The organism is Kitasatospora sp. NPDC091276 (assembly GCF_040684355.1).
GTDB lineage: Bacteria > Actinomycetota > Actinomycetes > Streptomycetales > Streptomycetaceae > Kitasatospora.
This window is the reverse complement of the sequence record NZ_JBFBFU010000009.1, coordinates 186,321-206,863: the sequence shown is the minus strand read 5'-3', so window position 1 is coordinate 206,863 and position 20,543 is coordinate 186,321. Positions and strand designations below refer to the sequence as shown.

Here is a 20,543-nt window from a genome sequence, read left to right as displayed (position 1 = left end):
GCGCTCCCCACCCGTCCGCCCGGCGTGTGCCCGCGCGCCGGGGGAACGTCAGTAGGCTGCCCGGAGCAAAGGACCACCGTTCCCGGGAGAGCCGCACCATGGGCAAGAAGGCCGCCAAGAAGGCGCCGCAGCGTCAGTCCACCACCGCCGTCGCGGGCGAGGTCCCCGTGGTGGGGGCCCGCGAGAACTGCCCCTGCGGTTCGGGCCGCCGGTACAAGGCCTGTCACGGCCGGGAGGCCTCGCACGCGGTGCAGGAGCTGGTGCACCGCCCGTTCGAGGGCCTGTCGGGCGAGGCCGACTGGGTCGCGCTGCGCGAGCTGGTGCCCGCCGCCACGGTGCCGCTGACGCTGGCCGCCGGGGTGGCCGAGGGCGCCACCGGCGAGGTCCCGTCGGTGACCCTGGCCACCGTGCTGCCGCTGGCCTGGCCGGCCCTGCGCCGCCAGGACGGCTCCATCCTGCTCGGCCTGCAGACCCAGTCCTCCTCCGGCGACCTCAGCCGCGACCTCGCGGACGCCCTGGAGCTGGCGCTGGCCACCGAGCCGGGCAACCCGGTGCCGTCCCGCCGGACCGAGGCGGGCGGACGCCGGCTCCAGGACCTGCTGGACGTCACCGCCGCGTTCACGCCCGCCGTGCACACCGGCTTCGAGTTCTGGCTGGAGGACGCCGAGACCGCGACCGGCGAGGTCGCCGCCTCCCTGGAGCGCGCCAACGCCTCGGCCATCCCGACCGAGAAGCTGGCGAGCGCCGACGCCGCCTACTGGTGCGGCACCCCCGACAAGAACCACCTGCGCTGGGTGATGACCGTGCCCGAGGAGCGGCTGCTGGACGCGCTGGCCCGGCTCAGCGCCGCCGACCAGTCCTCGCTCGGCCCGGACACCCGCCTGGTCGGCTCGTTCCGCGCGCACGGCCTGACCGTCCCGGTCTGGGACCTCCCGCTCGCCATGACCGCCGCCGACTGCGAGAAGCCGGCCGCCGAGTTCGCCGAGCGACTGGCCTCGGTGCTCGCCGACGAGACCCCGTTGACCGCCGAGGAGCGGCGTGCCCGCGCGAACCTGGTGAACCGTCAGGTCACCTTGAACTAAAGCGCCCGGGATCCGGGTGATACGCGTCACATTGTCGCCATGAAGCCGCAATTTCCGGGCTGGCAGGGCGTCTTGGAAATTGGCGCGGGCGCGGATCCTTGTTACTGTCTAAAGAGTCCGGCCGCTGGTGCATCCCCCGTCGCCAGCGGCCGGATCTTTTGTTTTCCGCGGGGCCCCGACGAGCGGCCCGGGAACGGACCGGCGGATCAGTACGCCGAGCGACCGCTGTCCAGCCGGACCGTCGCCTCCACCAACTCGCCCAGCAGCGGCCCGACCTGCGGCAGCCACACGCCGCCGTCGGCGTCCGGGCGCGGGGCCAGCACCCAGCGCACCCGGCCGGCCGCTCCACCGGGCGGCAGCGGCAGGAAGCCGTCCACCCCGTGATAGCGCAACGAGCCTGGCACCCAAGGGAGTTGAGAGAGCATCTCGCCGAGCGCGTCCAGCGAGTACGGGGCCACCAGCAGCGCGTACCGGCCCGGCATCGCCAGCACCGGACCGAGCGGCAGCCGCAGCGCGCCCAGGTAGACCAGCGCCCGGGCGCCGGCCGCCGCCGGCAGGCTGACCGCCGAGACCACCGAACCGGTGGCGGCCAGCACCGGAGCGTCCGGGCTCTGCCGCTCCCACCACCAGCGCACCATCCGGGCGTCCGTGGTGGCGGCCAGCAGCGACGGGTCGTGCGGGTGCGCGCCCGGCACGACGCAGTCCTGGTCGCCGCAGGAGCACTGACCGCCGCGCAGGACGGCCCCGGGCACCACGGGCCAGCGGTGGTCGACGGCGGCCGTCAGGGCCGCGGCGAGCCGGGCAGGGCGCTGACGTGCGACGTCGTCCTGGACGGGGTGGTGGGGAGTGGCGGGCGGACACGGATCTTTCGGGTTCTCACGCATGGCGCTCGTTCCTTTCCCTGACCGCTCGGTTCGCTCCGGCCCGTCGGCACCGCCGGGACTCGTCACGCGGACCCGCGGTGGCACGGCCCCGGCGGCGCGAAGGGGGGCGGGCGGCATGGCGGGCGGCGCGGCGACGACGTGGATCACGGTGTGGAGCACGACATGAGAAGGGCCGCGCACTGAAACAGCCCCTGGAACGAGAATCCCGTATGCGACCGGATGGACGCCGCCCGGGCGCGCTTGGTTCCACCGTACGAGTGAGAGACTTCCGGCCAGCCCGGGTCCCGGGCGGCGCGGGCATACGATCCGGACGGCCGCCGGGTCCGTCCCCTCCGTTCTGCCCGCTCCCGGTCCCCTCCATGCCTCCCGACCGGACCGGCGCGCGCCCAGGCCGTACGCGCCCCCCGACCGGGTCTCGCGGATGTGGAACAGGCCACCGCGTCGTCCTGGATCTGGACATGCCCCAAATGGCCTGTGTAGAAGTGGTGGCATTGCTGTCGATCAATGACGAGTAGTAGCGAATCGAGGCGAAACGCGCCCTTTGGCCGTCATCGCTCCACACCGGCCGTACCTGGGGGTTCCGCATGGCACGTAGCACGTCAGGAGTGGCGGCATGACCGAGTCCCACCCGTCGTCGTCGACACCCTCCGAGCCGGGCGAGCCCGGCAGCGCCGGCGGGCTGACCGTCCTCGACCCACCGGGCTTCCCCGGTCCCGCCGACGCGCAGGACGGCGCGGCGGACGTCCGCACGGCACCGGCCGCCGGAGTGCAGGACCGTTTGGCCGGACGACTGTCCGATTTCGCCAGCCTGCACCGGCACACCGAACAGCTCGCCCGCGCCCGCGGCCTCGCCGCCACCCTGGACACCGTCCTCGCCTCCGGCGCCGCCCTGCTCGGCGCCCGACGCGGCGTCCTGGTCACCCGGATGCCCGGCGGCAGGCCCGGCCAGCCCGTCGGCCTCGGCCTCGACCGCGCCAGCCTCGGCGCGCTGGAGACCGTCCCGCCCGAGCAGAGCCTGCTCGCCAGGCTGCTGCGCGAACAGGACCGGCCCGAACGGCTGCACTCCCCCGACCTCGCCGAGGACCCGGCCACCGGCGCCCGGCTGCGTGAACTCGCCACCCAGCTCGGCCTCGGCGGCTGCTACGGCCTGCCGCTCGCCACCGAGGAGGACGGCCCGCTCGCCGCCGCCCTCTGGTTCTACGACGAGCCCGCCGAACCCACCGAGCGCCAGCGCGAGCTCGCCCACCGCTACGCCGCGATCGCCGCCCCGCTGCTCGCCAAACAGCTGGAGGCGGACAAGGTCCGGCGCACCACCGAGGCGCTGCGCCGCGGCCTGCTGCCCGACCGGCTCCCCCAGCCCGCCGGCCTGCGGCTGGCCGCCCGGATCCTCCCGGCCGGCCTGGACCGCTCCTGCGGCAGCGACTGGTACGACGCCATCCCGCTGCCGGACGGCACCGTCGGCCTCACCGTCGGCTCCGTCTCCGGCGACGGCCCCGGCGCGGGCCCCGGCTCCGCCCCCGGCGCGGCCGCCGCGATGGGCAGGATCCGGGCCGCGCTGCGCGCCTACGCCGTCCTGGAGGGCGAGGACCCGGTCTCCGTCCTCGGCGACCTGGAACTCCTGCTCAAGACCACCGAGCCGGCCCGCACCGCCACCGCCGTCTACGCCTGGGTGGAACCCGAGGAGCGCCGGATCACCCTGGCCGGCGCCGGCCACTGCCCGCCCGTCCTGGTCGGCCGGCACGGCGCCGAGTTCGTGGAGACCTCGCTCTCCGCCCCGCTCGGCATGCTGGCCTGCTGGGAGGCCCCCGGCGTCGAGCTCACCGCCGACCGCGGCGACACCCTGCTGCTCTACACCGAGGGGCTGGCCCGCCGCTGCGGCCCGACCCTGCACGCCGGCCAGGCCAACCTGCGCCGGGCCGCCGCCGACGCCCCGCGCGACGTGCGGATCGACCCGGACCGGCTCTGCGCCCACCTGCTGGCCGTCTGCCCCGACCCCGGACCCGGACCGGCCACCGACGACCTGCTGCTGCTCGCGGCCCGCTTCGAATAGCCGCCCCGAACAGTCGTCCCGACCCCGAACGGGCGAGCGGCCGGGCGTCCGTACCATGGACGCACGGCCGCCCGCGCGTGTCGCGATCCGACACTCCCCCGAGGGGCGGCGGTACCACCCCAAGGAGGCGTTACACGTGACCGAGGACCGCACGCCCGCAGTGGCCGAGAACCCCGAAGCCGACGGCGGCGACGAGCCGCAGCAGTTCAAGGGCCGCAAGAACGGCCTGTACGGCGAGGTCTCCGACGAGCTGGCCGCCTCGATGAAGACCGGCTGGGCCGACACCGAGCTGCACGGCCTCGTCCCGGTCGCCCAGGCCCCGTACGCGGCCGAGCGCCGCGCCCGGCTCTCCGCCGCCTACCCCGGCGAGCGGCTGGTCGTCCCGGCCGGCAACCTGCGGGTGCGCTCCAACGACACCGACTACAGCTTCCGCGCCGCCAGCGAGTACGTGCACCTCACCGGCGACCAGACCGAGGACGCCGTGCTCGTCGCCGAGCCCACCGGCGACGCCGGCCACGAGTTCGCCCTCTACCTGCTGCCCCGCTCCGACCGCGAGAACGGCGAGTTCTGGCTTGACGGCTACGGCGAGCTGTGGGTCGGCCGCCGGAACAGCCTGGGCGAGCAGGAGCAGCTGCTCGGCCTGCCGGCGCGCGACGTGCGCAAGGCCGCCGAGGAACTGGCCGGGCGCACCAAGGACTCCGCGGTGCCCACCCGGATCGTCCGCGGCTACGACGCCGGCCTGGAGGACACCCTGGCCGACGTGCTGGACGCCGACCGGGACGCCGAGTTCAAGGAGTTCCTGAGCGGCCTGCGGCTGGTCAAGGACGAGTGGGAGGTCGGCGAACTGCGCGCCGCCTGCGACGCCACCGTCAACGGCTTCACCGACGTGGTCCGCGAGCTCGGCCAGGCCGTCGCCACCTCCGAGCGCTGGATCGAGGGCACCTTCTGGCGCCGCGCCCGGGTCGAGGGCAACGACGTCGGCTACGGCACCATCGCCGCCGCCGGCCCGCACGCCACCACGCTGCACTGGGTCCGCAACGACGGCGACGTCCGCCCCGGCGAGCTGCTGCTGCTGGACGCCGGCGTCGAGACCCACACCCTCTACACCGCCGACGTCACCCGCACCCTGCCGATCGACGGCCGCTTCAACGACCTCCAGCGCAAGATCTACGACGCCGTGTACGACGCCCAGGAGGCCGGCATCGCCGCGGTGAAGCCCGGCGCCCGCTTCCGCGACTTCCACGACGCCTCGCAGCGCGTGCTCGCCGAGCGCCTGCTCGCCTGGGGCCTGCTGGACGCCTCGGCCTACGACGTCGAGAAGGTCCTGGAGCTGGGCCTCCAGCGCCGCTGGACCCTGCACGGCACCGGCCACATGCTCGGCCTCGACGTCCACGACTGCGCCCACTCGCGCCGCGAGGAGCACGCCGACGCGCTGCTGGTGCCCGGCATGGTCCTCACCGTCGAGCCCGGCCTGTACTTCCAGCAGGACGACCTGACCGTGCCGCAGGAGTACCGCGGCATCGGCGTCCGGATCGAGGACGACATCCTGGTCACCGCCGACGGCAACGAGAACCTCTCGGCCGGCCTGCCGCGCCGCGCCGACGAGGTCGAGGCCTGGATGGCCTCGCTGGCCTGAGCCACCCTCCGGGGGCCCGGCCTCCCCGTGGCGGGGAGGCCGGGCCCCCGTGTCACTTGGTGATCTTGAGCGAGACAACCTCGTTGCCGAGACCCGTGAGGGTTCCTCCCGTGTAGGGAAGGACGGCCCGCGTCATCACCCACAGTGGCCCGAGGCCGTGTCCGGCATCGATCGTCATCCGGTACTTGACCGTTCGGCTCTGCCCTGGAGCCAGGGGGAAGAGCGACTCGGGATCCGCCGTCGCGTAGTCCATCGCGCTTCCTCGCGTGAGCGGCTTTTCCTTCCAGGTGGCACCGTCGAGACGCTCGAGCTTGCCCGCGTTCAGCGACACCACATCCACCGGCGTGTCCACGGGCCACTCGGTGTAGACCAAGGGCTCCACCTGGGCGAAATTCGTCGGACTGTTGTTCTTGTAGGTCACCGAGAAGGTGACGGCCGGACTTCCCGCCTTCAGCTCCTGAACGCCCGTGAAGCCGCCCACGGTGATATCGATGTCGTTCTCGTGGTACTTCACCGGCGGCGCCTGGCGGCCGCTCAGGTCGAGGGTGTTGACGATCGTCATCAGTCCGGGCTGGTAGTCGGCCTTGAGGCCGATCGCCGAGACGGACACGAAGTCCTTCGGCAGGGCCCACATCTGGGCCGTGAAGGCGTCGCCGCCGCAGTTGATCTGCCACTGCGACTTGCGTGCGGCACGGCCTGCCACGGTGGGTGTGCTCCTGGTCGGGCCGACACTGTCGATCTGTCCGTTCCTGGTGAGCGTGGGGGAGTAGGACCACGCCGGGCACCAGGGCTGCGTGGACCAGCCGCTCTCGGAATCCAGGTCGGGCAGCCTCGGCCAGAGCTGCGACTCCTGGTCCGTGACCGTCAGAAGCACGCCGTGCGGCAGGCAGTCCCCGGCCGTCGCGTCCTGCGGAGCGCTCGGGCTCAGGATGCAGAGGGTGTTGGCGGAAGGATCCGGATTGACGGCCCGCCAACCTGGCGGGATCTTGAACCTGACGCCCCGGAAGGGGTAGGTCGTCCCGGCCGGCGCGGTGCTGGCCGGGGTGGTGGCGGGGGCGGTGGGCGGCGCCGTCGTCCGGGTGCCGGCCGACGTCGGGTCGGAGAGGGGGGCCCCGGTCTCCGGGTCGGCGGCGGGGCTGCCGGTGTCCGGCGAGGTGGCTGTGGGGGTCGGGGCGGCGGTCGGCTCGGGGGTCGGGCTCGGCGAGGTCGTCATGGTGGCGGCCGGTGGGGGGACGTCCTTCCTGGCCAGCGGGTCGCCGTGGAAGGTGAGCAGGCCGATCGCCAGGGAGGCGGCCAGCGCGAAGACCGGCACGGCGGTCAGGTAGACCGGGCGCAATCGCCACACCCGGCCGCGCGGCGGTTGCGCCGGGCGCAGGTCGTGCGCGGTGATCAGCGAGGCGCGGGCGTTCATCGCCTCGCGCAGCAGCCGTTCGGTCGCCGTCTCGGCCGGCCCGTCACCGTCTCGGCCTCCGCTCTCGCGGCCGGGGAGCTTGTCGGTCATCGAACCTTCTCCAGATGCTTTTCCAAGGCGTCCAGGGCCCGGCTGGCGGTGGACTTCACGGCGCCCCGGGACAGCCCCAGGGTCTCGGCGATCCGCGCCTCCGACAGGTCGGACCAGTAACGCAGCACCAGCACCTCGCGCTGGCGGGCGGTCAGCTCCTGCATGGCCGCGAGCACCCGCCGGTGCTCGTCGTTGAGCACCGCGTGGTCCTCCGCGGAGGCGGCGTCGGGCTCGTGCGGCGGGACGTACTCGCGGGCGGTCTTCCGGCGGCGCAGCACCGACCGGGCGCCGTTGACCACCGCGGTGCGCAGGTAGCCGAGCGCGTTGTCGAGGTCGTCCAGGTGCTCGCCGTACCGCTGGTAGAGCTGGGTGAAGGCCTCCTGGACGACGTCCTCGGCCAGGTCCTGGTGGTCGACCAGGAGGACGGCCATCCGCACCAGGCCCAGCCGGTGGACGTGGTACAGGTCGGTCAGGGTGGGCCGGTCCTCCGTGGGCTTGCGCCCGCCGCGCAGCAGCCGGAAGCCGGAGCGGCGCTGCGCCGCCTGCTCGTCGCCCGGGCCGGCGGGCACCTCGCCGGCCTCCTGCGCGCCGAACAGCACGGCGACCACTCCGCGAACGGAGAAACCGCGCCCCCTCGTCGGCCCGGCGATCGGCCCGATGGCCATGGACATGCGCGTTTCCGCTTTCCCCCGGGACGGTGGCGGCTCTCGCCGGACCGTCAGGACTCCTGATCAAGATCGTGACCGGGGAGATCCTGACAGCCGCCCTCGGCCCGACTCTCTCCGCCCCGTACCAATGGACGTGTGGCCGGGGTGGAGGTTGCAGGTGGATCCGAGGAAGATTCCCGGCCGGCCGGAACGGCTACACTCACCGCCATCCCGCCACCCGTCAGCAGGGGGTCCGCATGACCGAGCAGCACGTCGAGGGCCCGGTCGGCACCGGGTCGGGCCCGGTGCCCGTCGTCATCGGCCCCCGCCCGGAACCGGTGCACCACGTCGCGGTGTACGCCTTCGCGGGCATGGCGCCGTTCGAACTCGGCGTGGTGGTGGAGGTGTTCGGACTGGCCCGGCCCGAACTGGGCGGCCTGCTGGCAGCGCCCTGGTACGGGCTGAAGGTGTGCGCCGACCGGCCCGGGACGGCGCTGGACGCGGTGGGCGGGTTCGCGCTGACCGCCCGGCACGGGCTGGACGAACTGGCCTCGGCCGACACGGTGGTGGTCCCCGGGGTGCCGAACGCGTTCGGCGGCGCGGTCTCCCCCGGGCTGGTCGCCGCGCTGCGGACGGCGCACGAGCGTGGCGCCCGGATCGTCTCGATCTGCTCGGGCGCCTTCGCGCTGGCCGCCGCCGGACTGCTCGACGGGCGGGAGGCGACCACCCACTGGCGGTACGCCGACCTGCTCCAGCAGCGCCACCCGGACGTGCGGGTCAACCCGGACGTGCTGTACGTCGACAACGGGAACGTGCTCACCAGCGCGGGCAGCGCCGCCGGGATCGACCTCTGCCTGCACCTGGTCCGCCGCGACCACGGCGCCAAGGTGGCCAACAGCGTGGCCCGCCGCTTCGTGGTGGCGCCGCACCGGGACGGCGGGCAGGCCCAGTTCATCGAGGCCGCCGTCCGCCCGGTCGAGGAGGAGGACGACGGGGTCGCCCGCAGCATGCAGTGGGCGATGGGCCACCTGGCGTCCCCGCTGACCATCTCGCTGCTGGCCCGCGCCGCCCGGATGTCGGACCGCTCGTACCTGCGGCACTTCACGGCCCGCAACGGCACCAGCCCGATGCGCTGGGTCGTCGCCCAGCGCATCGCGGCCAGCCTGCCGTTGCTGGAGTCACCGGAGGGGACGGTGGAGGAGATCGCGGCGGCGGTCGGCTTCGAGAGCGCCGCGACCTTCCGCCACCACTTCGGCCGGGTGATGCGCACCTCCCCGACCGCCTACCGGCGCTCCTTCGGGCGCGGGGTCGCGTAGCCCGCGGCCACGTGGCCCGGCATCCGGCATCCGGCATCCGGCATCCGGCATCCGGCGGCGACTATGCCTTCTCGTGCCGGTCCGCGTTGGCGAGGATGGCGTCGTGCAGCCACTGCGCCAGGCCCGGGGCGAGGTTCTCGTAGGTGGTGGTCCACCTCGGGTCCGAGACGTACAGCCCGGCCAGGCCGCGGTGGATGGTGAACGTGCAGTCGTAGAAGTTCTGGCAGATGTGCTGCCGGTGCGCCTCGGCGAGGTCCGTGGCGGCGGCGCCGTCGGCGGGTTCGCCGGCGGTGAGCGCCTCGACCAGGCGGGTGTTGAGGTCGGCCATCTCCGCCTGGATCCGCTGCCAGTCGGCCTTGTCGTAGCCGCCGGTGCGGCGCTGCGACTCGGCCCAGGCCGCGGTGTCGCCCCAGCGCTGTTCGGCCTCCTGCTCCCACTCCTCCTGGTAGCCCTCGCCGAAGATCTCGAACTTCTCCTCCGGGCTCAGCTGAATGCCCATTCTTCGTGCCTCCATGGCGTGTTCGACGGCTGTGGCGAGGTCCTGGAGGTGCCTGATCCGGTCGGTCAGCAGTCGGTGCTGCCGACGGAGGTGCTCGCTCGGACTGACCGAGTCGTCGTCCAGGATCGCCGCGATCCCTTCCAGGGGGAACCCGAGTTCGCGGTAGAAGAGGATCTGCTGCAACCGGTCGAGGTCGGCGTCCTGGTAGCGGCGGTAGCCGGTCCGGGTGCGGCCCGCGGGGGACAACAGGCCGATCTCGTCGTAGTGGTGCAGGGTGCGGACGGTCACCTTGGCGATCTTGGCCACGGCTCCGACCGAGTAGCCCTCGCTGCTCATCCGGGTTCTCCCTTCGTGCTGACCACCAGCCTCCGCTCTCACGCCGCGTGAGGGTCAAGCCGTCCTCGGGAGAGAGGGCCCCGGTCAGGCTCGGGCTCCGGGGCCGGTGCCGGTGCCGGTGCCGGTGCCGGTCAGGCTCCGGTGCCGGTCAGGACGCGCTCGCGCCGCCGGGAGGAACGGCGCCGCCCCTCGCCGTCCGCTGGGGACCGCGGGCGGCGCGTCTGCTGGGTGGGCCAGAACAGCACGTACGCGGCGGAGACCACCACGAAGGCCAGCCGGACGAAGCCGCGGGCCGCGTCGGACGGGATGAACAGCGTCCCGCCGTACAGCGCGGCCAGCGCTATCCAGCTCCACCACGGGACGAGCCGCTTCTGCCCGACCGCGTCCCAGAGCAGGGTGCCGAGCAGGATCGAGGCCGTGTAGTAGGTGTAGACGCTCGGATCGAGCAGGATCCGGGCGTCCGCGCCGAGCAGCACCACGGCCGGCCAGCGGCCGCGCCAGACCGCGATGGTGCCGAGGCCGAGTCCGAGGGCGAACTGGGTCGGACGGTCCCACCAGGGGGTGGCCGGGTCGGTCACCCCGAACCAGCGCAGTGCGGAGGCCGGCTGGTTGGGGATGGTGAACTTGGCGGCGGCCAGGGTGTCCAGATTGCCCAGGTAGAACGGCAGCCAGGCGATCGCCACCAGTCCGACGAACCAGATCGCGCTGCGTAGCCAGGCGGGCCTGGGCAGCGCCAGGATCAGCGGGGCGAAGGCGATCGCCCAGGGCTTGGAGTCCACAGCCAGCGCCAGGTAGACACCGACCATGGTGGGTTTGCCGCGGGCCAGGGCGTGCGCGGCGAGGGTGGTGAAGAACAGCGCCAGGACGTCGTCCAGGTGCGCGAAGCGGACCGAGACCTCGACCCACATCGGGATGAACGCCAGTCCGGCGATCAGCAGGCGCTGCTGGAGCCGGCGGTGGTTGGTGCCGGTGCCCAGGTAGTACAGGGCGGCGGTACGACCGATCAGGACCAGCATCACCAGGCCGAGCCCGGACATCGCCGCCTCGGCGATCAGCTGGCTGGTGTGGGCCGAGAACGGGGCCGTGAGCCGGGCCACGGCCAGGCTGACCGGGCCGATCTGCAGCTCCGGGTGGTGGGCGTAGAGCGCCAGCCCGCCGTCCGGGTGGTCGCTGAAGAGCAGCTGCTCACCCTGGCGCAGGTAGTGCCAGGAGAAGCCGCCGCTGGGCTCGACCAGGAAGAACCAGAGCACCGTCCAGGCCACCAGCAGAACGTGGTGTCTGCGCAGCGGCAGCCCCGCGATCCGCCCGGTCGCCGACTCGTAGTCGGTGGCCGTCCGTGCCGTGCGTGATCCCCGCACCTGTCCCTCTCCCCGCCGGTTCCGCCCCCCTCCGGCCGGACATCCTATGTGACGGAGGTGTCCCGCCCGCGCCGCCCGGAGGTCCGTCGAACGGACGGCCGGGCGGCGCGGGCGGTTGTCAGACGGGTACCGCCTCGGTGTAACGGCTGGAGCGTGCCTTGCGGCCGCGGTCAGCCCTGCTGGGCCGACTTGCGGCGGCGCAGCACCACGAGGGTGCCGACACCGGCGAGCAGCACGGCGCCGCCGGCCACGGCGATGGCGGTGGTGTCGTCACCGCCACCGGTCTGGGCCAGGGCCTTGTCCCCGTTGTCGGCGGCGGCCTTGGCCTTGGTGACGGCGGCCGGGGTGAGCGGCGGCGGGGTGAGGGTCGGGACGGCCACCGGGAAGTCGATCGGGCCGGCGGTGTCGCCGTTGCCGTCGGCCGGGGCCGGGGCGGAGGTCGACGCGGAGGCGGAGCCGGACGGCTCGCCCGTGGTCGGGGTGGTCGGGGTGGTCGGCGGGACCGACGGCGACGGCGTGGTCGGCTCGGCGCTCGGGGTGGCCGAGGTGGAGGGGGTGGCCGTGGCGGAGGTGGAGGCGGTCGGCGACGTGCTCGCGGTCGCCGAGTGGGAGGCCGTCGGCGAGGTGGAGGCGGTCGGCGAGTGGGAGGCCGTCGGCGAGGTGCTCGCGGTCGGGCTGGGCTTGCCGGTGTGGCTCGGGCTGATGGTCGGGCTCGGCTTGCCGCCGCCGCCCGCCTTGATCACGAAGCCCGCGCCGCGGACGCCGTCACAGCTGAGGTGGCCCCCGTCGACCGGCGCGTGGGTCTCGTCGTCGAGCTCGGCGGAGAACACCACCGGGACGACGCCGGCCCGGCCGAGCGGCGCCTCCGAGGTGAAGGAGACCCGGACCTTGATCGAGAAGCTCTTGCCGCGGTTCACGACGAGCAGGTCGTCGTCGGTGGGGTTGCCGTCCTGGCCGAGGGCACCGAGCAGGGTGAGGACGGACTTGTCCTTGTCCTCACCGCCGTCGGCGGCGACCGAACCGGTCTGCCACTGGCCGCCGGGCAGCTGGTACTGGACCTTGAGGTCCTTCGCCTTGAGCGAGCCCGCCTTGTTCTTGAACTTGAGCAGCGGGAGGAAGAGGAAGTCGTGCTTCGTCGAGTTGTCGATCTTGAAGGTGAAGTCGCGGGCGTCGCCGCCGGCGATGAAGGTGCCGGGCACGCCGTTCACCGAGAGGTCGAGGCTCTGGTGGGAGGCCTTGCCGGCCGCCTGGGCGGCGGCGGACGGGGAACCGGTGGTGCCGACGGCCACGGCGCCCTGGGCGCCGGACAGCACGAGCGAGGACGCGAGCGCGGCGACGCCGGCAAGGGCAAGACTGCGACGTATGGACAAGGGAGACCTCACGGAAGAGTCCGGGCGAGGCCCGGGGCGCGGCGGGGCGGGCGGCCGTGGACGCCTCTGACCCCTCGCGAAGCTTGAAAGTCCGACGGAGATTACCGAAGGATCCGGCCACTCCGGAAGGCGGGTGTCACGCTGGGGACCGCTCACGGGACGGGAGTGCCCGAATCGCCCAATTCCGTCCTGTGGTAAGGCTTTTGCGCTTTACAGAAAGATGACCGGAGAGTGACGGGTACACGCCTGGGGGACCGTATCGCACCACCTCGCGTGGCGTGAAGCGATCGGTCGTGTGAACGTCCGGCGAATGCCCGGGTGAATGTCCTGTGAGGGTCGGTGCGAACGCCTTGTGCGCGCCGGTGCGAACGCCCTGCGGACGTCCACGCGAGCGCCCACGTCAACGTCCGCGTGCACATCCGTGCGAACGCCCGCGTCAACGTCCGCGTGAGCGCCCGCCGGAACGGGTGCGCGGGCTCAGCCCGCGAAGAAGGACTTGGCCGCGATCAGCGCCCGCTCGTCGCGCAGCACGTCCCCGGGGCGGGTGCCGTTGCCGAGCAGCGCGCCGCCCCAGCGCATCCCCATGTACTCGGCCGTCAGCCGGAGCGTGCCGATCAGCGGTTCGGCCTTGTCGTCCTCGGTGGCGAGGGCGGTGACGCCCCAGATGGTGCCGCCGCGCATCCGGGCGCGGAAGTCCGCCCCTGGCTGCCGGAGCCAGGACGACCAGTGGTCGAGGTAGAGCTTCGCGCTGGTCGGCAGCGAGTACCAGTACAGCGGTGCGACGAAGACCAGGTCGGTGGCCGCCAACGTGGCGTCCAGCAAGGTCCGTTCGTGACCGACCGGCTCGGGGTAGCGGCCGCCTTCGACGTGCCGCAGGTCCTCGAAGGGCGGCAGCGGGTGCTCGCTCAGCCGCAGCCAGCGCTGCTCCGACCCGGCCGGCAGGCCCGCCTCGGCGGCCAGCCGGGCGAGTTGCTCGGAGTTGCCGCCGGCCCGCGCACTGGCGTTGAGGAACAGGAAGGTGCGCGGCGCCTCGGCGCCCGTCGGCTGGTCGGCCATCGGAACTCCCCCGGTCGGTGGTGTGGATGGAAGTGCGAGCACCCCCCGCGCCCCGGTTGTTCCACGTCCGGCACCCGGGAGTTCGCCCGGGAGTTCGCTCAGGCGGGCAGGCCGGCCCGGCGCCGGGCGACGGCCGCGACGGCCGCCCAGTCCTTGTCCGCGTCACCGTGGGCCAGCGCGTCCAGGAAGGCGTCCCGCAGGATGCCGCCGAACGGGAGCGGGACGTTCCGCGCGGCCCCGGCCTCCAGGGCCAGGCCGACGTCCTTGAGGCCCAGCGGCAGCCTGAACCCGGCCGGCTCGTAGCGGCGTTCGGCCACCATCGCGCCGTAGCCGGAGTAGACCGGCCCCGGGAACAGCGTGCCGGCGAACATCTCGACCAGGTCGGTCGGCCGGACGCCGTGGGCCTCGGCCAGGCTGCACGCCTCGGCCATCGACTCGATCGCGCAGGCCAGCAGGAAGTTGGTGCTGATCTTGGCGGTGTTGGCCTGTCGCGGGCTCGCACCGAAGTGCCAGGTGCGCTCCCCCATCGCGGCGAACAGCGGCTCCGCGCGGGCCAGCAGCTCCGGCGCGCCGGCGGTCAGGATGTTCAACCGGCCGGCCGCCGCGACCGGCGGACGGCCGAGGACCGGGGCGGCCAGGTAGCCGATGCCGTGCTCGGCGTGCAGTGCCTCGGCGCGCTCGGCGAGTCCGACGGAGATGCTGGCCATGTTGACGTGCAGGGTCGTCGCGGCGCCCGCGAGCAGGGCGGGGTCGAGCAGCAGCCGTTCGACCGCCTCGTCGTTGGCGAGCATGGAGACCACGGTGTCGGCGGCGTACACCTCGGCGAGCGTGCCCGCCGCCTCGGCGCCCTCGGCCACCAGGGCGGCCACCGGCTCGGGCGAGCGGTTCCAGACCCGGACGGCGTGGCCGGCCCGCAGCAGGCTGCCGGCCATGCCCCGCCCCATCGCACCCAGCCCCACGAAGCCGATCGTCGCCCCGGCCATCACGCACTCCCGTCGCCGTCACCGTCACTGTCACCGCATCTGCGGATGACTGTACGTCAGGAGACGGTGGCCTCCTGCGTACTGGACGGACTCACGCGCAGGCGCGCTCCGGCAACCGGACGCGGCCGCGCTCCAGTTCGGTGACCACCCGGCGGCTCAGCAGCTCGTACTGGGCCTGGAGCCGGCCGGGGCGGGCCGGGCGGGCGACCGGACGGCCGGGGCCGACCAGTTCGTCCGGTCCGAACTGCTCGCGGGTGAGGTCGATCTCGATGCCGGTGGCGAAGCGGTTCCACCAGTGCAGATCCGTCCGGACCCCGCCGACGTGCACCTCGCCCATCATCAGCTCGCCGCCGAGCAGGTCGTGCACCACCATCGCCGTCACCCCGCACTGGCCGCGGGCGGGATTGTCGGGACGCCAGTGGGCCAGATCCTCGGGCGCACAGGTGTCGACACCCCAGGAGGAGCGGATCGCACGTTCGATGTCGTTGAGGGTCCACGCCGTCATACCGGGAAGCCTGCCATGCACCACTGACAGCGGCACCGGCTTTTCAGAGGGCCACCCCGTGTTCTGCGGAGACCTTCTCGATCTTCACCCGAACGAGCAGTTCCCCCGGCACGCCGTTCCGGGCCCCGTACTGCTCCGCGACGTCCTCCCCCATGTACCGGGCGGCGATCCGGGTGGCCCAGGCGCGCACCTCGGCCAGGTCCTCGCTCAGCCGGGCGGTGCCCTGCACGAGGACGTACGCGAAGGGCGGCCGGTCGTCGTCCACGCAGATCATCACCCGGCCGTCGCGGGCCAGGGTGCGGCCCTTGACGGTGCCCGCACCGGTGTTGAAGACGAGCTCGTCGCCGTCCAGCAGGAACCAGACCGGCGCGACGTGCGGGCGGCCGTCGGCCCGGGTGGTGGCGAGCTTGGCGGTGCGGGTGCCCTCGGAGAGGAACGCCCGCCACTGGTCATCGGTCATCGTCGGCATACCGCCCATCCTGGCCGGTCGGCCCGCCCCGCGCATCAGGGGGCGGGCAACCGGCCAGGGGGTCACTTCGCCAGTGCGGCGACACCCGCCTGCGCGAACTGCTCGTCCAGGTCGCCGCTCGGCGCGCCCGCGACACCGATCGCCGCGACCGGGGCGCCCTTGGACTGCACCGGGGCGCCGCCGGCCAGGAACAGCGTGCCCGGGATGTCCTTGAGGGCCGGGGCCTGGGCCAGTCGCTTGGTCAGCTCCGAGGTCGGCGCGTTCCAGGAGACCGCCGTGAACGCCTTGCGCTGCGCCGACTCCGGAGACTGCGGGCCGGCACCGTCGCCCTTGAGCAGCACCCGGGTGACACCGTCCCGGTCGACGACCGCGACCGAGACGTGCTGGCCGGCCTTGGCCGCCGCGTCCAGGGTGGCCTGGGCGGCGCGGGTCGCGGCGTCGAGGGTCAGGCCGGTGCTCTGGGCGAGGTTCCTGTTCTGGGTGTCGACCTTCACCGCGGCCGGCGCGGCCGGGGTCCCGGAGGTCTCGGCGCTGGCCGAGACGGCGCCCGCGGTGGCGGCGAGCGCGGCGGCGGCGAGGGTGCCGGTCAGCACCCGGGTGCGCACGGAGATCTTCTTCATGGTCCAGCTCCTCAGCGGATCGGCGAACGGGATCGGGGCCGCCGGGCGGCAGGGGTCCGCCCGGCTCCACCCCGATCCTCCGGCCGGGGCGGGGCCCGCCACATCGACGCTCCGGCGCGACCGCGCGGGCATGATGGAGGACAACCCCGTCAACCGATCGGCTGATGCGGGACCGGGCCGACCGGGCCACCATCGAGGGATCGGTGCAGGTCGGTGCGCCGGGCGCACGGTCGAGGCGGCCGGTGCCCGTCCGGGTGCCGACCGCCCACCGAGGCGCCCAGGTGCCGATCGCCCGTCCAGCCAGGAGCCACCCGTGCAGCAGCCCCGCCCCGCCGCCGGTCACGACGCCGGCGACCCGGACGCGGGCCGCCTGGCGGTGCTGCTCGACTCCGCCTTCCTGCTGCTGCTCGCCGCCTCGCTCAGCCGCTACCTCACCCACCATCCCGGCAACCCCCGGATCCCCTGGGTGATCGGGCTCAGCATCGCCCTCGCCCTCGCCCAGCCGGCCGGCTCCTGGCTCGCGCACCGCCACCCGCCACCGCCACCGCCACCGCCACCAGCGCCCGCGCCCGCGCCCGGGGCTGAAGCCGCGCCCGGCGACCGGGTTCCGCGTCGGCGCCGGTGGCCGCTGGCCCTGGTGGTCGCGCTCTGGGTGGTGCTGGTGCTGCTCGCGCCGAGCTTCGCCTGGTGCGCCGTCCCGCTGGTCTACACCGCGCTGCGCACGCTCCCCGCGCGGGCGGCGATCCCGCTCGTGGCGGCCCTGACGCTGCTGGTGGTGATCGCCGAGCTCCGGCTGGCCGGCGGGGCGGACGCCACGCTCGTCCTGCTGCCGTTCGCGGTGGCCGCGCTCGCCACCGGCGTGTTCCTCTTCATGGACCGGCAGGACGCCCGGCAGCGCGCCCTGATCACCGACCTGGTCCGCACCCGGCGCGAACTCGCCGCCACCGAACGGCGGGAGGGCACCCACGCGGAGCGCGAGCGGCTCGCCATGGAGATCCACGACACCCTGGCCCAGGGGCTGTCCAGCCAGCAGATGCTGTTGCAGGCCGCCGAGCGCACCTGGGACACCGAGCCGACGACCGCCCGCACCCACGTTCGGACCGCCGCCGAGGTGGCGGCCCGCAACCTGGCCGAGGCCCGCCGCTTCGTCCACGACCTCGCACCGGCCGAACTCGCCGACGGCCGTCCGCTCGACCAGGCGCTGTGCGCGCTCGCCGGACGGGAGGCCGCCGAGAGCGGTCTGCCGGTCCGCTTCCACCTGGACGGCACGCCCGTCCCGCTGCCCGCCGCCGCGCAGTCCGCGCTGCTGCGGATCGCCCAGGGCGCGCTGGCCAACGTCCGGGAGCACGCCGGTGCGTCGGCCGCGGCGATCACCCTGTCCTACCTCGGCGACCAGGCCGTCCTGGACGTCGCCGACGACGGACGGGGCTTCGACCCGGGCGCGGTCGGGGCGGCCGGCGGCCGCGGGTACGGGCTGCCCGCGATGCGCGCCCGGCTGCGGCAGTTCGGTGGCACGCTGACCGTGGAGAGCGCCCCCGGCGAGGGCACCGTCGTCTCCGCCGCGATCCCCCTGGAGCACCGATGAGCGAACGAACCGGACCCGCCCCCGTCCGGCTGCTGGTCTGCGACGACCACGCGGTGGTCCGGGCCGGCCTGCTGGCGCTGCTCGCCAGCGCGGGCGACATCGAGGTGGTCGGCGAGGCGAGCACCGGGGAGGAGGCGGTCGCGCTGGCCGCCGGGCTGGCGCCGCAGGTGGTGCTGATGGACCTCCAACTCGGCGACGGCATCGACGGGGTGGAGGCCACCCGGCGGATCACCGCCGCGCCGGGCGGCCCGCACGTGCTCGTGCTCACCACCTACGACACTGACGCCGACATCACCCGGGCGATCGCCGCGGGCGCCACCGGCTACCTGCTGAAGGCCGAGCGGCCGGAGGAGTTGTTCGCCGCCGTGCACGCCGCCGCACGGGGCCGTACGGTGCTCTCGCCGCCGGTCGCCTCCCGGGTGATGGCGCAGATGCGGGCGCCCGCACCGCAGCTCACCGAGCGCGAGCAGGACATCCTCGCGCAGTTGGGGCAGGGGCTGGGCAACCGGGAGATCGCCCGGGCACTGTTCATCAGCGAGGCCACCGTGAAGACCCATCTCGGCCGGATCTACGACAAGTTGGGGGTGGACACCCGGTCCGGCGCGGTGGCCGTGGCCAAGGAGCGCCGACTGCTGCGCTGACGGGCCCTCACGCATGGCCGGCCCGGCCCGCCGGTGAACTCACTCCGCATCAGCCTGCCAGAGCACCACCGGACGCATCCGCTGCGCTCAGCGCTCGCGCGGTGTCACTGCGTGCTGCCATGATGCTCGGAATGTCGGATTCCAGCGCGGCCCGCCGCACGGCCCGCCGCCCGTACCGGAGCCCGTCGCGCGCCCGCCGAAGGGTCGCCGGGCGTCCTGCCGGGCCTCAATCCGCTGGTCCAGCGCCTGGCGGGACCTTACGGACCGACCATCACGTTTGTGGATTTTTCGTGGATCCCGCTATTGACAAACCAACCACGCGGTTTGTTAGCGTGATACCAACGACGTCCCCGGGGGTGGGGGCTCGCCGGGGCCTGTGCGGACCGCTCTCGCCGGAGGGTGCTGCCAGGGGGGAACGGCGGGGCTGCCGGGGAGTCGGGGGGAGCGGCAGCGCGAAGCCGCGCGACGAGGCGGTGCGGAGCGAGTCCGGGGGGACTCGCTCCGCGCCTCCCCTGCGTCCACGAACCTCTGCCGCCCCCAGCGCCTTCCGGTTCTTCCGGTTCCCCGGTTCTTCCGCAGCCGGACAGGGCCTGGCTAGCCCATCGCGCTCCAGTACGGGCAGCACACGTTCGGCAGCGGTGCCGGGCCGCGACCGCCGGCGCCCTGCAGTGACGGCAGCCGCTCCGAGCGGGCCACGCCGGGCGAGCTCGCGGTCAGTCCAGCCTCGCCCAACTCACCGAATGTCAGAGCCAGTCGATAACCGTCCAGAGTGGCGGCGGCGACTCCGGGGCGGCTCCGGCCGGCGTTCAGCGAAGTGATCGTCCAGCCTCGCCGCCGCCAGTGCCGCTCGACCGCGTCCACCAGTGCCGCCCGCCGGACCGCCGAGACGATGGTGAGGATGTCCCGCCCCCGGGTGACGTACCAGCGCAGGTCCGGGTCCCGGCCCGGCAACGGCAGCCGCGCGCCCGCTCTGGGCGCCGCACCCTGCCAGACCGGCGCCGGCCGGACGGCGTCCAGGGTGTCCTGCAGCAGTGTCTCGCAGCGCTCGGCCGCTTCGAGCTGATCGACCGCCGACGTCGGGCCGAGCCACCGGGCGGGCGGCACGACCGGCACCCCGCCTCGGCTTCCACCCGGGAATCCGACGTTCAGTTCGGCACCACCTGGCTGCACTGGTCCCCTCCACGCTCCTCCCGGCGTTCAGACCGGGCCGGGATTCCGTCACTGCTTGGACGGTGGACGTGGACGGACAGTTCCGCCTCTTACCGTTCCCACACCCTCTTCCGCACTCCTCTCGCACGCCCCTCCCGCACGCCCCTCCCGCGCCCCCGCGTCCCCCACATCTCCCGCATCCCGCAGTTCGCTCAGGCGCCGGACCTCGGTGGTGAGTTCGTCGATGCGCCGGTTCAGGGCCTGGATGCAGACCAGGGCGATGCCGTTGGCGTCGACGACGGGGATCACGCGGGTGTTCTCATGGTGGAAGTCGAAGGAGGCGTGCCAGTCCTGGGCCATCGGTCCGATGTGCCGCACCTGCTCGGGCTCCCACAGGTAGCGCCAGGTGCTGATGGGCAGGGCGACGACCGTCTCCAGCACCTGATGGCCGTTGACCGCCCCGGCCGGGGCGACCGCGGCGGTGTCAGCGGTCTCGGTGCGCTCCGGGGCGGTCCGAGCCGCCTTCCCGGAGCGTCGGAACAGACCCATGCTCAGCGGCTCCAGTCGATCGGGACGCCCATCCCACCCGAGCGCCCCACCCGCCCACGTCCGACAATCGGGACATAGGGGACCTCGCCGCCACGCTTCCCTCCATCGAGTGAAGCCCCCACCCGGACCCGCATTCGACCGCCGCACCACCTGTACGAGCCGCCGTCCGGTCCGTCGAGAGCCGATCATCGCGAAACCCAGGGCGAGTTGGCAGGAGCAACTGGCGGTGGACCTCGGATTCGCAGGCCGGGGCCGGATGTTAACGGCGGGTTTCCGACGGGAACTATGCTCACGGTCGGAAGTACGG

At 73.8% G+C, this 20,543-nt stretch carries 19 protein-coding genes; 6 read left to right on the top strand and 13 right to left on the bottom strand.

Features of this window, described 5'->3' with window-relative positions:
- Nucleotides 1–98 precede the first annotated feature (98 nt).
- Nucleotides 99–1,082 carry a DUF5926 family protein gene (locus tag AB0O19_RS14125; RefSeq protein ID WP_363579784.1) on the top strand — a complete coding sequence of 328 codons (984 nt, stop codon included), beginning with the start codon at nt 99–101 and terminating at the stop codon, nt 1,080–1,082.
- Nucleotides 1,083–1,288: 206 nt separating this feature from the next.
- Here AB0O19_RS14125 and AB0O19_RS14120 read toward each other — a convergent pair whose 3' ends face one another.
- Entirely contained in the window at nt 1,289–1,966 is a 678-nt protein-coding gene (locus tag AB0O19_RS14120; protein WP_363619479.1) for a bifunctional DNA primase/polymerase, read from the bottom strand.
- Nucleotides 1,967–2,579: 613 nt separating this feature from the next.
- On the opposite strand from AB0O19_RS14120, the gene AB0O19_RS14115 reads away from it, so the two are divergent.
- Nucleotides 2,580–4,016 (top strand): PP2C family protein-serine/threonine phosphatase, encoded by a 1,437-nt coding sequence (locus tag AB0O19_RS14115; protein WP_363619478.1) that lies wholly within the window; start codon nt 2,580–2,582, stop codon nt 4,014–4,016.
- A gap of 136 nt (nt 4,017–4,152) precedes the next feature.
- Nucleotides 4,153–5,652, top strand: a complete 1,500-nt coding sequence (locus tag AB0O19_RS14110; protein ID WP_363579787.1) for an aminopeptidase P family protein — start codon at nt 4,153–4,155, stop codon at nt 5,650–5,652.
- A 52-nt stretch (nt 5,653–5,704) separates the two neighbouring features.
- Here the strand turns inward: AB0O19_RS14110 and AB0O19_RS14105 are convergent, their stop codons facing one another.
- Nucleotides 5,705–7,153 carry a hypothetical protein gene (locus AB0O19_RS14105; RefSeq protein ID WP_363619477.1) on the bottom strand — a complete coding sequence of 483 codons (1,449 nt, stop codon included), beginning with the start codon at nt 7,151–7,153 and terminating at the stop codon, nt 5,705–5,707.
- Complete coding sequence (locus tag AB0O19_RS14100; RefSeq protein WP_363619476.1) at nt 7,150–7,824, bottom strand: SigE family RNA polymerase sigma factor; 675 nt, start codon at nt 7,822–7,824, stop codon at nt 7,150–7,152. The genes AB0O19_RS14105 and AB0O19_RS14100 overlap by 4 nt, the downstream gene beginning before the upstream one ends.
- 233 nt (nt 7,825–8,057) lie before the next feature.
- On the opposite strand from AB0O19_RS14100, the gene AB0O19_RS14095 reads away from it, so the two are divergent.
- Nucleotides 8,058–9,116, top strand: coding sequence for a helix-turn-helix domain-containing protein (locus tag AB0O19_RS14095; RefSeq protein WP_363619475.1), 1,059 nt, complete (start codon nt 8,058–8,060; stop codon nt 9,114–9,116).
- Between the two features lie 61 nt (nt 9,117–9,177).
- On the opposite strand, the gene AB0O19_RS14090 is transcribed toward AB0O19_RS14095, so the two are convergent.
- The 8 genes from AB0O19_RS14090 to AB0O19_RS14055 all read right to left on the bottom strand — a co-directional run bounded on the left by AB0O19_RS14090 (nt 9,178) and on the right by AB0O19_RS14055 (nt 16,312).
- On the bottom strand, nt 9,178–9,951 hold the full coding sequence (locus AB0O19_RS14090) for a MerR family transcriptional regulator (RefSeq protein ID WP_363619474.1): 774 nt from the start codon (nt 9,949–9,951) through the stop codon (nt 9,178–9,180).
- 131 nt (nt 9,952–10,082) lie between these two features.
- Complete coding sequence (locus tag AB0O19_RS14085) at nt 10,083–11,243, bottom strand: hypothetical protein (protein ID WP_363619527.1); 1,161 nt, start codon at nt 11,241–11,243, stop codon at nt 10,083–10,085.
- Between the two features lie 236 nt (nt 11,244–11,479).
- Nucleotides 11,480–12,679: an LPXTG cell wall anchor domain-containing protein gene (locus tag AB0O19_RS14080; RefSeq protein ID WP_363619473.1), complete on the bottom strand. Its 1,200-nt coding sequence runs from the start codon at nt 12,677–12,679 to the stop codon at nt 11,480–11,482.
- A gap of 477 nt (nt 12,680–13,156) precedes the next feature.
- Nucleotides 13,157–13,735 (bottom strand): NAD(P)H-dependent oxidoreductase, encoded by a 579-nt coding sequence (locus tag AB0O19_RS14075; protein WP_363619472.1) that lies wholly within the window; start codon nt 13,733–13,735, stop codon nt 13,157–13,159.
- A gap of 98 nt (nt 13,736–13,833) precedes the next feature.
- Nucleotides 13,834–14,718 carry an NAD(P)-dependent oxidoreductase gene (locus tag AB0O19_RS14070; RefSeq protein WP_363619471.1) on the bottom strand — a complete coding sequence of 295 codons (885 nt, stop codon included), beginning with the start codon at nt 14,716–14,718 and terminating at the stop codon, nt 13,834–13,836.
- Nucleotides 14,719–14,809: 91 nt separating this feature from the next.
- Nucleotides 14,810–15,223, bottom strand: a complete 414-nt coding sequence (locus tag AB0O19_RS14065; RefSeq protein ID WP_363579795.1) for a hypothetical protein — start codon at nt 15,221–15,223, stop codon at nt 14,810–14,812.
- Between the two features lie 43 nt (nt 15,224–15,266).
- On the bottom strand, nt 15,267–15,683 hold the full coding sequence (locus AB0O19_RS14060; protein ID WP_107453052.1) for a PPOX class F420-dependent oxidoreductase: 417 nt from the start codon (nt 15,681–15,683) through the stop codon (nt 15,267–15,269).
- A gap of 71 nt (nt 15,684–15,754) precedes the next feature.
- Nucleotides 15,755–16,312 carry a heme-binding protein gene (locus AB0O19_RS14055; RefSeq protein WP_363619470.1) on the bottom strand — a complete coding sequence of 186 codons (558 nt, stop codon included), beginning with the start codon at nt 16,310–16,312 and terminating at the stop codon, nt 15,755–15,757.
- A gap of 313 nt (nt 16,313–16,625) precedes the next feature.
- Between AB0O19_RS14055 and AB0O19_RS14050 the strand changes: the two genes are divergently transcribed.
- Both AB0O19_RS14050 and AB0O19_RS14045 read left to right on the top strand, forming a co-directional pair.
- Nucleotides 16,626–17,897: a sensor histidine kinase gene (locus AB0O19_RS14050; RefSeq protein ID WP_363619469.1), complete on the top strand. Its 1,272-nt coding sequence runs from the start codon at nt 16,626–16,628 to the stop codon at nt 17,895–17,897.
- The gene (locus AB0O19_RS14045) at nt 17,894–18,538 is read left to right on the top strand and encodes a response regulator transcription factor (protein ID WP_363619468.1); all 645 of its coding nucleotides are present in this window, start codon (nt 17,894–17,896) and stop codon (nt 18,536–18,538) included. Before AB0O19_RS14050 ends, AB0O19_RS14045 begins: the two co-directional genes overlap by 4 nt.
- A gap of 594 nt (nt 18,539–19,132) precedes the next feature.
- Here the strand turns inward: AB0O19_RS14045 and AB0O19_RS14040 are convergent.
- Both AB0O19_RS14040 and AB0O19_RS14035 read right to left on the bottom strand, forming a co-directional pair.
- Entirely contained in the window at nt 19,133–19,642 is a 510-nt protein-coding gene (locus AB0O19_RS14040; protein WP_363619467.1) for a hypothetical protein, read from the bottom strand.
- 114 nt (nt 19,643–19,756) lie between these two features.
- Entirely contained in the window at nt 19,757–20,236 is a 480-nt protein-coding gene (locus AB0O19_RS14035) for a tail fiber domain-containing protein (RefSeq protein WP_363619466.1), read from the bottom strand.
- Between the last annotated feature and the right edge of the window lie 307 nt (nt 20,237–20,543).